16 protein-coding genes and 1 pseudogene are annotated in these 12,971 nt (G+C 57.4%); 2 read left to right on the top strand and 15 right to left on the bottom strand.

The features are described 5' to 3' along the window. Positions 1-35: 35 nt before the first annotated feature. The gene (locus JFU37_RS10540; RefSeq protein ID WP_201115239.1) at positions 36-629 is read right to left on the bottom strand and encodes an NADPH-dependent FMN reductase; all 594 of its coding nucleotides are present in this window, start codon (positions 627-629) and stop codon (positions 36-38) included. Further along, a complete protein-coding gene (locus JFU37_RS10545; protein WP_201115240.1) occupies positions 626-1,483 on the bottom strand; it encodes a sterol desaturase family protein in 858 nt (285 codons plus the stop codon). The genes JFU37_RS10540 and JFU37_RS10545 overlap by 4 nt, the downstream gene beginning before the upstream one ends. Positions 1,484-1,550: 67 nt before the next feature. Between JFU37_RS10545 and JFU37_RS10550 the strand changes: the two genes are divergently transcribed. After that, positions 1,551-2,513 (top strand): AraC family transcriptional regulator, encoded by a 963-nt coding sequence (locus JFU37_RS10550; protein WP_201115241.1) that lies wholly within the window; start codon positions 1,551-1,553, stop codon positions 2,511-2,513. A gap of 240 nt (positions 2,514-2,753) precedes the next feature. Here JFU37_RS10550 and JFU37_RS10555 read toward each other — a convergent pair whose 3' ends face one another. The 5 genes and pseudogenes from JFU37_RS10555 to JFU37_RS10570 form a co-directional block, all read right to left on the bottom strand. Next, complete coding sequence (locus tag JFU37_RS10555; RefSeq protein WP_201115242.1) at positions 2,754-3,197, bottom strand: DUF2846 domain-containing protein; 444 nt, start codon at positions 3,195-3,197, stop codon at positions 2,754-2,756. A gap of 385 nt (positions 3,198-3,582) precedes the next feature. Continuing rightward, complete coding sequence (locus tag JFU37_RS10560) at positions 3,583-3,849, bottom strand: DUF6124 family protein (protein WP_201115243.1); 267 nt, start codon at positions 3,847-3,849, stop codon at positions 3,583-3,585. Between the two features lie 593 nt (positions 3,850-4,442). After that, positions 4,443-4,556: pseudogene (locus JFU37_RS30630) on the bottom strand (LysR family transcriptional regulator); the annotation flags it as partial. Positions 4,557-4,776: 220 nt separating this feature from the next. Continuing rightward, the gene (locus tag JFU37_RS10565; protein WP_201115244.1) at positions 4,777-5,160 is read right to left on the bottom strand and encodes a type II toxin-antitoxin system PemK/MazF family toxin; all 384 of its coding nucleotides are present in this window, start codon (positions 5,158-5,160) and stop codon (positions 4,777-4,779) included. A gap of 97 nt (positions 5,161-5,257) precedes the next feature. Then, positions 5,258-6,154 (bottom strand): LysR family transcriptional regulator, encoded by an 897-nt coding sequence (locus JFU37_RS10570; RefSeq protein WP_201115245.1) that lies wholly within the window; start codon positions 6,152-6,154, stop codon positions 5,258-5,260. Positions 6,155-6,272: 118 nt separating this feature from the next. Here JFU37_RS10570 and JFU37_RS10575 point away from each other — a divergent pair, with 118 nt between their 5' ends. Continuing rightward, complete coding sequence (locus JFU37_RS10575) at positions 6,273-7,553, top strand: MFS transporter (RefSeq protein WP_201115246.1); 1,281 nt, start codon at positions 6,273-6,275, stop codon at positions 7,551-7,553. Here JFU37_RS10575 and gspM read toward each other — a convergent pair. From gspM to gspF, 8 genes are read right to left on the bottom strand one after another with little or no spacing between them, the layout of a single operon-like run. Beyond that, entirely contained in the window at positions 7,546-7,977 is a 432-nt protein-coding gene (gspM, locus tag JFU37_RS10580) for a type II secretion system protein GspM (protein ID WP_201115247.1), read from the bottom strand. The two genes, JFU37_RS10575 and gspM, sit on opposite strands and share 8 nt — an antisense overlap. Then, complete coding sequence (gene gspL, locus JFU37_RS10585; protein ID WP_201115248.1) at positions 7,974-9,080, bottom strand: type II secretion system protein GspL; 1,107 nt, start codon at positions 9,078-9,080, stop codon at positions 7,974-7,976. Before gspL ends, gspM begins: the two co-directional genes overlap by 4 nt. Continuing rightward, the gene (locus JFU37_RS10590; protein ID WP_201115249.1) at positions 9,077-9,925 is read right to left on the bottom strand and encodes a type II secretion system protein GspK; all 849 of its coding nucleotides are present in this window, start codon (positions 9,923-9,925) and stop codon (positions 9,077-9,079) included. The genes gspL and JFU37_RS10590 overlap by 4 nt, the downstream gene beginning before the upstream one ends. After that, the gene (locus JFU37_RS10595) at positions 9,922-10,464 is read right to left on the bottom strand and encodes a type II secretion system protein GspJ (protein WP_201115250.1); all 543 of its coding nucleotides are present in this window, start codon (positions 10,462-10,464) and stop codon (positions 9,922-9,924) included. Before JFU37_RS10595 ends, JFU37_RS10590 begins: the two co-directional genes overlap by 4 nt. Beyond that, entirely contained in the window at positions 10,457-10,840 is a 384-nt protein-coding gene (gene gspI / locus JFU37_RS10600) for a type II secretion system minor pseudopilin GspI (protein WP_201115251.1), read from the bottom strand. The genes JFU37_RS10595 and gspI overlap by 8 nt, the downstream gene beginning before the upstream one ends. After that, positions 10,833-11,300, bottom strand: coding sequence for a type II secretion system minor pseudopilin GspH (gene gspH, locus JFU37_RS10605; RefSeq protein ID WP_201115252.1), 468 nt, complete (start codon positions 11,298-11,300; stop codon positions 10,833-10,835). The genes gspI and gspH overlap by 8 nt, the downstream gene beginning before the upstream one ends. Positions 11,301-11,303: 3 nt before the next feature. Next, complete coding sequence (gspG, locus tag JFU37_RS10610) at positions 11,304-11,759, bottom strand: type II secretion system major pseudopilin GspG (protein ID WP_201115253.1); 456 nt, start codon at positions 11,757-11,759, stop codon at positions 11,304-11,306. A gap of 3 nt (positions 11,760-11,762) precedes the next feature. Continuing rightward, the gene (gene gspF / locus JFU37_RS10615) at positions 11,763-12,971 is read right to left on the bottom strand and encodes a type II secretion system inner membrane protein GspF (protein WP_201115254.1); all 1,209 of its coding nucleotides are present in this window, start codon (positions 12,969-12,971) and stop codon (positions 11,763-11,765) included.

Consider the following 12,971-nt stretch of genomic DNA (forward strand, 5'->3'; position numbering starts at 1 on the left):
TAATTTATTTAAACAGTTCTTGAAGTGTGGCAATTTTACATCCCGGTAGAGAACTCAGGCGGGTGTTTGATTGCAAGTCGTATCGTGCGCAAGGCTTCATCGTATTGACAAAGTATATGCAGAGCCCAGTCGGCACGTGCGCGGATGCGAATGTCATTTTCGTCTGAAGGACATTCGCTGTTTAACATCGATTCAACGTTTCTTATAATCAGTTGTTCAGGCAAATACAGGATCCGGCTATTTTTGTAGCTTGAAGCACGCAACTCTGTAATTGGGTAGGCTCCCCCAAGGCCAGCCGAAACGCCCACTAAAAGCGCGGGTTTATGTCCTAGTTCGCCGAGCCCTGCGTACAAAAAGAAGTTCTTCAGGGCCGGGCAAGCCATGCCATTCCACTCTGGGCTAATCACGATCAATGCTGTTGCTTTTTTGAGGATAGATTGCTGGACACTCCAGACTTCCTCAGTGTCTTCTTCTGGCCAAAGCGGTAGCGGACTAGAAGCCAGGTCTATCAGTTCGCTTGAGTCACAAAGCTCGAGTGCTTCCAATCGGTCGCGCAGATAACTGGCAACCTTGACTGATTGACTGTTGGATCTATTCGATCCAGATAGCAGAACGATATGACGGCTCATTGCGCCACCTTCTGTTTAGCGTTGCTTACCTTGGGTACGGTGCGGTGGGAGCGGACGATTGGCCAGAACAATTCTTCTTTCCAGCTTATCGGTGACAAGTGTTCGATGCCGTACGCTGGCGGACGTCTACGGGTAATTTTGGCTGTTCCGAACAACACGTCCCATAAAAACAACATGTTACCGAAATTGCCTTTGTAGTGCGTCACGCCATCCTCGGCAGTCAAACCGTGATGCGCAGAGTGAGTGGATGGAGTGGAGATGGTTCGCTCCAGAACCCAGATAAGGGGGCGTAAAGCGCGGATGCGATAAAGTTTGTCGTCCCACGTAACGCTGCTGTGTGCCGCGAAGATCACAGTCATTTTTAGAATCAAATAAACGTAATAAACGGGTGCAAGCCCCAGATAAATCAACACACCTGATAGCCAGATGCCCGGCATCAAAAGGTAGTAGAAACTGTTGTTGCGATAGACGATGCGGACGCTCATATAGGGGGCGGAATGATGTGCACGATGCAATGCATAAAGAGCGGGAACCCGATGAGTCAGGCGATGCCACCAATATTGGGTCATGTCATCCAGCAGTAGAAACAATGCAAATCCTGCAATCCATGGAATTCCGGACAGCGCGTCCTTCATATCCGGGATGGCCTGATTTAATATCGTGCCGCTTAGCCACATGACTAAAGGGAATGTGACCATCACTAATAAGCCGGAACCGACGACTTCTATGAGTACGTCACGTTTACTACCTGACGACTGACGAAACGAGGAGCAGGCAAGTTCCAGCAAAATGAAGCCAAGGAAAATCCCGGCCACTATCGCAGCAGGGTGATTGACGAGCATTGTTGTATTCATGGCACTCTCGATTTAGGCCCTTGCGGGCAATGCCTTGTCATTAGAGACTCAGGAGCGAGCCCACCCAATGCGCGAAATGGACAGAATTGAGCTAGAACCGGCCAACCACCCGCCCCAGCGATTTCATCGCGGCAGGCTGGGCCAGGTGCTGGAGCGCTTCCTTGATAGCCAGGTCTCCCGAAAAACCACGGATTACAGCCTGATCGAACTGAATCAGCTATGGCGTGAGGCGGCGCGCATTGATCCTGCTATCGGGTTAAAACTGTTCGCGCTGTTCACTCCTCAGGACTGGCATGTGTTGGCTTATCTTTGCCTGTACAGTCCCGACGTTTTGTCGTCCATGCACCTTTGGGCCAAGTACGCACCGCTTGCCTCGGACACTGATAATGTGAAATTGCTGAACGACGAAAACGGTGTCGGAATCGAACTGTGCGTCGATGCGCCAGGAGAGTTGGCGCGATATGTCGTCGAACACTACGGCGCAATGTCCATAGCGCAGTTACGACGGGGAACGGGACAGGATGTGCAGCCAGTGTTAGCAAAATTCATTCATTCGCGACCCACGTATTACAAACAGTACACCCAGTGGTTTGGCAATCGTATCGAGTTTGACTGCACGGCTAACTGCCTCTATTACGATGCTCGAAGCTTGAGCCTGCCGATGCAGACCCGTCATCACGGGATGTTGGAGTTATTGACTCAGGAGCTGGATCGAAGGATTGCCGCACACCGTAATTTCAGCGGTTGGTCAGCCAAGGTTGCTGAAGGTGCGCGACGGTCTCTGGCGAGAGGTGAAACTCCAAATCTGGACCATCTGGCAAAGGCGCTGCACCAGACGCCCAGAACATTACGCAGGCGTCTGGAAGAGCAGGGCACGACCTTCAGACAATTACTCGATCAGATTCGCGCAGAACTGGAACTGCATCTTGAAATGCAGGGAGAGTCGTTAACGGAAATTGCAGCTCAACTGGGCTACGGTGATTTGACCGCTTATCTCCACGCAAGAAGTCGATGGCGTGACAGGAAATAGTGGCCACCCGAATATTTCGAGCCTACCCTGATTTAGATACGTTATCTAATACTCAGTAATGGGCTGCGAAACTTCAATGGATGGTTCCATGCCGTCGCCGAAAGGCGATTACTCAGCGGACGTGACAATTACGTGTCCGAAATGATCGCACTCAAAAGCACTCTGTCAGAGTACAAAGCGGGCGAGTTTTTCGAACTGATTAAAGAAGCCCCCGCACTGCGCTCAGGGGCTGTACTGCGCTTACTGAGCTTGAATCAACTTGCTTTCATTAACGCCAGCGCGACCTGTCTTGTCGTCGACGACTTGCAGACTGTTTCGCGCCTTGATGAAACCCATTTTCACTTCCTGCCACACAAAGTAGTTCTTGCCGGCTTCTGCGGTGAGTTTCAGTTCTGAATCGTTTTCTGCCGAAGACACCAGGATCTGCTGGCCCGCTGGGACTGCCAGCATCAGATAGGACTTGGCGACAGTTTGCCCGACAGGCTTGCCATTGAGCGTCACCGGCATTTTCACCCCGGCGCCCATGCTCTCATTGCGATAAACGTAGATATTGGCTTTGTCGGGAGAGGCCTGGAACGTCTTGGCCTGAGCGTCCTGGGTATCATCAGCCATCTTTACCGAAGCACAACCACCGGTCAGAGCTGTCAGTGCCAACAATGCGGTGAGCGTTAACTGCTTGAACATCCTGTATCTCCATAGTTTGTGATGAGTCCAGTGACAGTTATCGGCCATACCCAACAAAACCTTGAAGCTATGGCGTTAGCTTGCGCATCAGCCATTCAATCAATGTAACCGCCCCGCTGACTTTTCTGCGCTGGATATACATTGAGTCAGTCAACCATTTCAGTAACGCCGGAACGACAAAGGGCGCCTTTCGGCAGATGAGTAATCAGTATGTGATGAACAATAATTTTGCGTTTGGCGGGGCGAATACGTCGCTGATTTTTCGGCGCTGGTCGTAAGAAAAATCAAGATCAAAAGATCGCAGCCTTCGGCAGCTCCTACAGGTGTAATTCTGTAGGAGCTGCCGAAGGCTGCGATCTTTTGACTTTTTGTTCCTGACTATTCACTAGGGTGGATCGAGGTTATCCAGCACGCGGTTCACCGCCAGTTCTCCCAGCATGATTGACTGCTGAATCCCCAGTAGCGTGTTGCTTTGCGATCCTTCCAGATACCTCGCGAAATCGCTGGCCATGACGTTGGCTGATGCCAGGGATTCACAGGCGTATTCCAGCAGAGTGTGGTTGTCGATATCGGGATTTATGAGGAAGATTTTGCTTGGTTGGCGTGGAGCGTCCGGATCGGTGTCCGGTGGGTTTGTTGTTGTATTCGTCATGTTTCGGCTACCTACAAAGTGGAGCCACCGAGTCGCTACTAATCAAAAGGGTGGCAGCCGTACGCAGGTTAGTAGACCGGGAAACACGAACCGGCGCGCCCGAGAGCGCCCTACGCACAGCTACCATCAAAGTGCAGGCATGAAATTACCTGACTGTTCGGCATGCAAATGCACATCGTGTAAACACGGGCTACTAAACCCGATCACTGGGAATCAGTGATTCGGACGAAGTTACCGACAGCCCCCAAAGCGCACAAGCCGGCGGATTCTGGATTAGTTGTAGGCAATGCCGCAAGGTGCTGTGGCCCCTCCGAGACAGTTCGGAAATGTCCTACGCTATTCAGCGAAGCGTCCGCTATGGCGTAGGCAACTGCACCCTTTCTGATGAACTTGCGGACGCTTTCGCGAGCAGGCTCGCTCCCACAGTGGATGGGTGGTGGAGCAGAAATCGTGTTCACACCGCAAAATCCTGTGGGAGCGAGCCTGCTCGCGAATGACTGCGAAGCAGTCACGCTTTCATCGGCTCGACTTTACGGGTCAACAACTCCACAAACGCTTCGCCATCGGCGACTTCTGATCCTTGCGCTGCGCCCTGACAGGAACAAACCTTCTTCACTGTCATTCACCAGCGGATGTTTGGAGCTCAGTACCGCCACCAGCGGCTCACGCATCAGCGCCACCACGCGGAGGGAATCGGATACGCGCAACGCGCCATGCCTGGCGCACAACGACAAAGGGCGCCTTTCGGCGCCCCTTCACAAACAGGTCGGCTTGTCATCGCCCTGTACCTGTCTGGCTCTGCGACGGCTGGTTGCCCAGGATCCTCAGAGTCTCACAAGCCCCTTTCGGGAACGCTGGCAGTATTGCTTGAAACTGCACCGAGGGCAACGGCTGGCGGTTTGCCCGATTGCGCCACATCTCATGCCATCACAGGCCGAGGGCGCTGCGTACCGCGACTTTGATAGCGCAGAACTCATCTGTTGCAAGTTGTGAAATGACATAAATACGCTTCCCCTGACGGTCTCGGCTTTTGATCCGGTCCAGCCTTGAGAGACTTACTGTCGCAACCATGTCGCATTTTGCCCAGCAGATCGGACTGGCACCCTGAAGATGACTTTGAAGCTCCAGATGGTGTTCAAGTATTCGATCCGGAGCGGTGGTGCTCAGCGGCACTACCGTCACCAGTAAGCTGTTGGTTCTGTGCTTGCGTATCACGACAACAGGCCTGACCTTGATCATCTCGGGGACTTCATACCCCCTGAAATCGCAAATCAGTACACTGCCTTCCTTGGGTTGATAGAGAAGTGGCATCCGTGGCACTCGTCGAAAGAAATCGATTCTGCGCAACAACCGGGTAAATCACTAAGTCGGATCCGTTACTTGAAATGTCTTCATCTCAGCGACTTGCTTACATCCCCTCAACCTTGCGCGTCAACAACTCCACAAACGCCTTGGCCATCGGCGACTTCTGATCCTTGCGCTGCACCAGCCACACCGCCGAAACCGCTTCAGGATCGAGCAGAGGCCGGTAGACCACGCCGTCAATACGCATCCGCTGATACGACGCTGGCAGCACGGATACGCCAAGCCCCGCCGCGACTAGCCCGATGATGGTCATCGCCTCGCCCGCCTCTTGCGCGAAATGCGGACTGAACCCGGCATCCCGGGCCAGACTGAGCAATTGCGCGTACAGACCACTGCCATAGCTGCGTGGGAAAAATACGAAAGGTTCGAGGGCCAGCGCCGACAGGAACAATCCCTCTTCACTGTCCTTGACCAACGGATGTTTGAAGCTGAGGACCGCTACCAGCGGCTCCCGCATCAGTTCGACCACGCTAAGCGAGTCGGGCAACCCCAACGGCCGCATGATCCCGACCTCAATCGACTCATCCACCAGCGCATCGGCCACCTGGGTGCTGCTCATTTCCCGCAGATTCAGGTGCACCGCCGGAAAGCGCTGACGAAACGAAAAAATCGCCTGGGGAATCGTCGAGTTGAACGGTGCCGACGAGGTGAAGCCAATCTTCAGCTCGCCCAACTCGCCGAGCTGCGCCCGCCGCGCAACATCAGCCGCTTTGTCGACCTGCGCCAGTACCAGCCGTGCCTCTTCCAGAAATAATCGACCGGCTTCACTGAGCTCGACCCGACGATTGGTGCGTTCGAACAGCCGTGCCCCGACCTCCTGCTCCAGCGCCTGAATCTGCTGACTCAAGGGCGGTTGCGAGATGCCCAGCACTTGAGCGGCGCGGCCAAAATGCAGTTCTTCGGCGACGGCGATAAAGTAGCGTAAGTGTCGCAATTCCATGAAAACTCCATTAGGTCGTAAAACCTCTCAAACAGGTCGAACAATATATTGGATTGAATCGTTAGGCAGCTATATGCTTTTTTCATTGCCTGTCCGGCTGCGCCTCCCGAGGTCTGAAGTGAAAACTGTTGTCGCCCCAATCGCCCATGAAGTTCCACCCGCCGCCGTGGTCGATCACGTCTCTGAGTTGAAGGAGATCTACATCGAAAAAGGCACGCCGATGTTCATGCGCACGGTGCTGGCGCTGTTCTCCGGCGGCTTCGCGACCTTCGCGCTGCTTTACTGCGTGCAGCCGATGATGCCGCTGCTGTCCCACGAGTATTCGATCAACGCGGCGCAGAGCAGTCTGATCCTGTCCGTGGCCACCGGCATGCTGGCCATTGGTCTGCTGATCACCGGCCCGATCTCCGACCGTGTCGGACGCAAGCCGGTGATGGTTGCGGCCTTGTTCGCCGCCGCCCTGTGCACCATGGCCAGCGCGATGATGCCGAGCTGGCAAGGCGTGCTGGTGATGCGTGCGCTGATAGGGTTGTCGTTGAGCGGCCTGGCAGCGGTCGCCATGACTTACCTGAGCGAAGAGATCCACCCGCAGCACATTGGTCTCGCCATGGGCCTGTACATCGGCGGCAACGCGATTGGCGGGATGAGCGGGCGCTTGATCACCGGTGTATTGATCGACTTCGTCAGCTGGCACACGGCGATGCTGGTGATCGGCGGTCTGGCGCTGATTGCGGCGACGGTGTTCTGGAAGATTCTTCCTGAATCACGCAACTTCCGCGCTCGCTCGCTGCACCCGCGCAGCCTGCTCGACGGCTTCACCATGCACTTTCGCGACGCAGGCTTGCCGCTGCTGTTCCTCGAAGCGTTCGTGCTGATGGGCGCATTTGTCACGCTGTTCAACTACATCGGCTATCGCCTGCTCGCCGAGCCGTACCACATGGACCAGGTCTTCGTCGGCTTGCTGTCGGTGGTCTACCTGTCGGGCATCTACAGCTCGGCGAAAATCGGCGCGCTGGCCGACAAACTCGGCCGCCGCAAAGTGCTCTGGGGCACCATCGTGCTGATGATCGCCGGCCTCGCGCTGACCATGTTCACGCCGCTGCCACTGGTGATTATCGGCATGCTGGTCTTCACCTTTGGCTTCTTCGGCGCGCATTCGGTGGCCAGCAGCTGGATCGGCCGCCGGGCGATCAAGGCCAAGGGTCAGGCGTCGTCGCTGTACCTGTTCAGCTACTACGCCGGGTCGAGCATTGCCGGGACGGCGGGCGGGGTGTTCTGGCACCTGGGCGGGTGGAACGGGATTGGGTTGTTTATCGGCACGTTGCTGGTGATCGCGTTGCTAGTCGCCTTGAAACTGGCTCGTCTGCCGCTCCTACAGGGGAACGGCTCGACTATCTGAGTACCACCCGCGCCTCCAGGACCGCATCGCGCTTTTCCAGTGTCAACGATTGCAATGCGACGTCGTTACGCTCGGCGCGGTCCAGCCATTGCAGCAAGGTCTTCGCGTCGCCGCTGAGGGTCAAGCGCAGTAGATCGTTGTCAGCCTCCATCTGATGGATTTCAAGCCCCGCCGCTGCTGCGCTTTCACTGATGCGCAGCGATAAGGGTTGGCTGGTGACGGCAGGAATATTGCTCCGGGGTTGCGCCTGTTGCAGTTGCGTCGCCAGGATCAGTTGCTGCCTATACTGACGCTCGATGATTTCCAGCCGCTGGCGTGTCGGTTGCCAGATCAGACTGAATGCCACAACGGTCAGCATAAAAGCACCCAACACCTGCAATAGCCGTTGTTCGCGTCTGGACATGCGCTGCCATGCGGCCTTCATGTTTCGTCCTCCACTGTCAGTGTTGCCTGCACTCGGTTGGCCTGCTTGCTGGCGCTGTCGAGTCTGACTGGTACGCCTTGCTGCCGCCCGCGTTCGCGCAGTTGTTCCAGCTCGGCGAAGCTGTTGGCGGTCAGCTGGATTTTCCAGCCGTCGCCCACGCGAAACTCGATGCGCTGGACCTCGACATTGCTCGCGCCGATGACCTGCTCAACCAGACTCACCAAATTGGCGATGCGTGTGTTCTGGGCCTCAGTGGTTGGGCTCTGCAACATTTTGAGCTGTGTCGCCAAATCAACGATGCGACTCTGGTCAGGGTAAAGCGTCTTGAACCGCTGCTCGTTCTGATCGGTGAATCGACGGGTTTCGCCATCGAGAAAATGGATTCGCGCTTGGCTGGCCCCCCAGGTCAGCAGCAACAGCGCCAGTATCGTCAAACCGACGACGCGCCAGGGCAGGCGTTTGTTGCGCAGGGCGAATTCACCTTGCAGCAGGTCGATGGCCTGCGAGGAACGTGCAGTCAGGTATTGATCGACATCGACCGCGTCCTGACGCTCGTCGATCCATTGGATATCCGAAGGCATGGCCGGTCTTAGCAAGGTCACCCCGTCGTCCGATAACGTCAGGCGAGCCGGCAGTCCTCCGCCTACCAACCATCGACCAAACCACCTAACGCTGAGTGCCTGATCCAGGGGAAAAACATCGGCATCGACGAAAACTGCACGTACTTCAACCCCCTCATCGGCCAGAAACGCGAGCACGGAGGCAAATCGCTCTCGACCAATCACCATCACCGGATAGCGCCCTTCTCGGTCACGAGCGCCGACGCTCAGGTGCAGTTTCTCCAGCGCTTCGCTGAGTTGGTCCTCCACGGCAAATGCGATGGCCTGCGTACCGGGTCGGCGCCTGGACGGCCATGGATCGCTGCGCACCCAACTGCACAGTTCCATGGGTAACAGCAGATTGATCGCCTGCCCATTCAGCGCTTGCGCCGCTTCATTCAATGGCATGAGCTGGCGTTGGCCCGCCGCAGACCACACACAACAGGGCCAGTCCACCAACGGTGCAGCCAGGCCTTCGGCGGTCAGGTAAAGCCAGGTATTCATCGCGGCATCTCGTGGGCTTTCGAAGGAAGAAGACGTCGTTGCAGGATGTTGAAACGGTGCGTGTCAGGGTCGCGTTCGACATCAGTGGCCAGCCGCAAACGGCTCTGTCCCTGAGTGACCTCAACCGTGATTCGGAACCAGCGGCTGCGGGTGCCAAGTCCATGACTGTTCAGGCCCACACCGGAGATCAGCGGATCTTGAGTAAAGGCCTGAACGCTCGCCCATCCAGTCGTCAAAGCCTGGCGAGCCAGTGCGCCGGCCGTCGTCGCTTCCACGCCATCGAGCGTTCTCAGCACCAGCGCCGGTGCGGTGTTGATGTTCAGCGTTGCGTTGCTGGGCAACAACGCCACCCAAGGCTCCAATTGACGCAACCACTGGCCGTCAACACCCGGCAACAGGCGCAGCTGGCTCAGCTCTCTTAGAGCACCCACCTGACGCAGTTGCAGCGGAGGAAGATCAAGCACGTCGAGCAAGCGTGACCAACGGTTGAGGGTGATCTGATCGATCTGACCCGGGATCAACAATGAGTTGAGATTGAACCGCCCGGAGAGGTCTTCGATAGCAACGCGGACCTGCGTGTCTTCAATATCGTAGTCGCGTGGAGTGGCCCAAGCCTGGGTCAGGTCGACGGTTTTTTGCGCGTCCAGCGCCGCATCCTGCAACCGTAAAAGCGCCCAGGTTTCCCCGGCGACACCGAGTTGGCGCAAATGGATTTGCTGCAATGCTTGCCCGCTACTTTGCAGCGACAGTCGATGGCTACGCAACAAGCCGCTGGTGATCAACAGCGCCAGACTCATCACCAGCAACACGCTGATCAAGGCGATGCCGCGTTGACGCCCGTTCATGGCAACGCACCTGGTAACAGCAACACCCGACGGATAGTCTCGAAACGCCCCGTCGTGAATTGCACTTCCACCGCCATCGGTGCCTTTACATCCCGCCCGAATGGCCAATCGCTGCGCCAACCGGACTGTGCCTCGAACAACCGCCAGCTCAAGTTCCGAACATCGTCCAGCAGCTTTTGCCGCTGCATGATCTGCGTGCCCTCTCCCTGGCTTTCACGCCACAGCGCACCGTCGTCGAGCCGATAGGTCAGCGCTTGGCGTTCGCTGCGGGGCTGGTCGAGAGGGTTGCGCCAATGGCTGCGTTGCAACTGCAGCACCGTTTGCTGGAGCACGACTGGCTGTTCGGTAATGTGCAGCAGGTCCCGTTCGATCACTGCCACCGCCCGTTGCAGACTTCTGAACTCACGCTCATGGGCCGTCGTGCCCTGCTGCACGCGCACCACACCATCGAACAGGGTCCAACTGGCCACGCCCAGCAAGGCGAAGATCGCCATGGCGATCACCAGTTCAAGCAACGTGAAACCGGTCTGCTTATTCATGACGATTGGGGATCCAGCCACTGGCGCGGTGTACGGTTTGCTCGCGACCGGAGAGCGTGACGCGAATATCGACCTTGAGCAGACGCGGGTCAGGCGACGCGCTGATGTGCTGGCCCAGCAGCCAGTCCCGGCGATCCATGCGCACAACCCGTTGTTGCTGGCCGAGGGTCAATCCGGTTTGCAGGCGCAGTTCATTCAGGAGGTTGTCTGCCAGCCAGGCAGCAAAGAGTCGTTCCTCGACCGCGCCGGTCTGCTTCACCACGTATTGGCTCGCCGACAGCACAGCCGCCGTCAGCGTCGAGAAGATCGCCAGGGCCACCATGATTTCCAGCAGGGTGAAGCCGCGCTGGGGTAATGCCAACAGTCGGTTAGCCATCGATCACCACCTCACTGAGACCATCGCTGGAGAGGCTGATCCCTGTCTTTTTTTCGCTGCCGAACGACAGTGTGAAGACACTGGTTTCATCGCTGCTGAGCATCAGCAACTGAGGGGGGCCGTCATTGGCGCCAAGGCTTACCGGATGCCCGTCCTGCTCAAGTCGTAGCCTTAAGCTACCGGGCCATCGATAAAGGGCCGCCATCGGTTCCCAGCCCTGAACATCGAGCCTCATCACCTGATAACCATCGACGCTCAACCGCAGCCCATACTCCTGGCCATCGAGTACCGCCCGTTCACGCAGCTGTTGAATCACACCCGCCGTCCCGTGCGCTTCCTGCCTGGCCTCACGCGCCGGATTCGGCCCGCTTGCAAAACTCACCATGCCCAGCAACACGCCGATCAACACAATCACAATCATCATTTCCAGCAAGGTAAAGCCCCGACAATGTTGGCGCATGCGTCAGTCGCCCCAATTGCCAATATCGGCCGCGTGCCCTTCGCCACCCGTCACGCCATCGGATCCCAGGGAATACAACTCGTAACTGCCATCGACTGATCGCACACCGGGATTGAGGTACTGATAGGGTGTGCCCCACGGATCGACCGGCAGGCTTTTCAGGTAACCCTTAGGGTTCCAGTTCCTCGCCGCCGGCGTGCCCGATGGCCGTTTGCTCAAGGCTTCCAGTCCTTGCTGCGTCGAGGGGTAGTGGAGGTTATCGAGGCGGTACATTTCCAGGGCGGTGGCGATGGCCTGGATATCAATTTTTGCCGCGGTGACTTTGGCTTGATCCGGACGACTCATGAACTGCGGCACCACAATGGCCCCCAGCACGCCGATGATCACGACCACCACCATGATTTCGATCAGGGTAAAACCGCGTTGCCCGCGGGGCGAGTTACTGCGTAGAGGTTGCATGGGTCAATTCACCAATTGGTTGAGGCTGAGAATCGGTAGAAGGATGGCCATGACGATCAGCAGGACCACTGCGCCCATCAGCACCAGCATGGCCGGTTCGAAAAGGCTCACGACCAGGGCGATACGCGCGGCCAGGCTGTTTTCCTGTTGTTCGGCGGCCCGTACCAACAGGCGGTCGAGTTCGCCGGCCCGCTCGCCGCTGGCGATCATGTGCAGCATCATTGGCGGGATGTCGCCGCTGAGTTCCAGGCCACGGGTCAGGGTTCCACCTTCGCGGACCGAGCGGGCGACATCGACCATGCGCGCGCGGATGGTCAGGTTGCTGATGACGGCGGCGGCGATCTCCAGCGCGTCCACCAGCGGCACGGCACTCTTGCCGAGGATCGCCAGGGTGCTGGCAAACCGTGCGGCTTCCATTGCCCGCAGCACGTCGCCCATGACGGGGGTCTTCAATACGAGACGATGCCAGCGCAGGCGCCAGACCGGTTGGTACAGGCTCCAGCGCCAGAGGCCGACCAACGTCGCCAGTACGCTCATCAACAGCAGGAAATGCTGGCGCAGGCCGTCACTCAGACCGATCAACGCTCGGGTCAGCCAGGGTAACGGCTGGCCGCTGTCGACGAAGATTTTCACCACGTCCGGCACCACGTAACCCAGCAGGAAACCAACGATCGCCACGCTGGCCAGCATCAGGATCAGCGGATACACCAAAGCCATCTGGATTTTTTGCCGCGAGGCCTGGCGCGTCTGGGTGTAGGCAGCCAGTTGCTCCAACACATGCCCCAAATGGCCGGAACGTTCGCCGGCCGCGACAGTGGCGCGAAAAAGTTCGGGGAATGCCTTGGGGAACTGAGCCAATGCCGTTGAAAGTGCGTGCCCCTCCATCACCCGACTCCTGACCGCCGACAACAGGCCGGCGACCTTTCGCTTGGCACTCTGTTTCGCCACGGCTTCGAGTGCTTCTTCCAACGGCAAACCTGCTTGAACGAGCGTGGACAACTGCAACGTCAGCAGCGCCAGGTCAGCGGCACTCAAACGTCCGCCGCGAGGCTGTGCACCCGCATCGCCACCCGCCCTGACCTCACTCAATTCACGCGGCCATAAGCCGCGCTCGCGCATTAATTGCCGGGCATGACGCGGGCTGTCGGCTTCGAGTCGGCCTTTGCAGCGTCGGCCCAGGGTATCGTCAGCACGGTAATCGAATGTCGGCAT

Origin of the sequence: Pseudomonas sp. TH41, assembly GCF_016650695.1 — a bacterium.
GTDB lineage: Bacteria > Pseudomonadota > Gammaproteobacteria > Pseudomonadales > Pseudomonadaceae > Aquipseudomonas.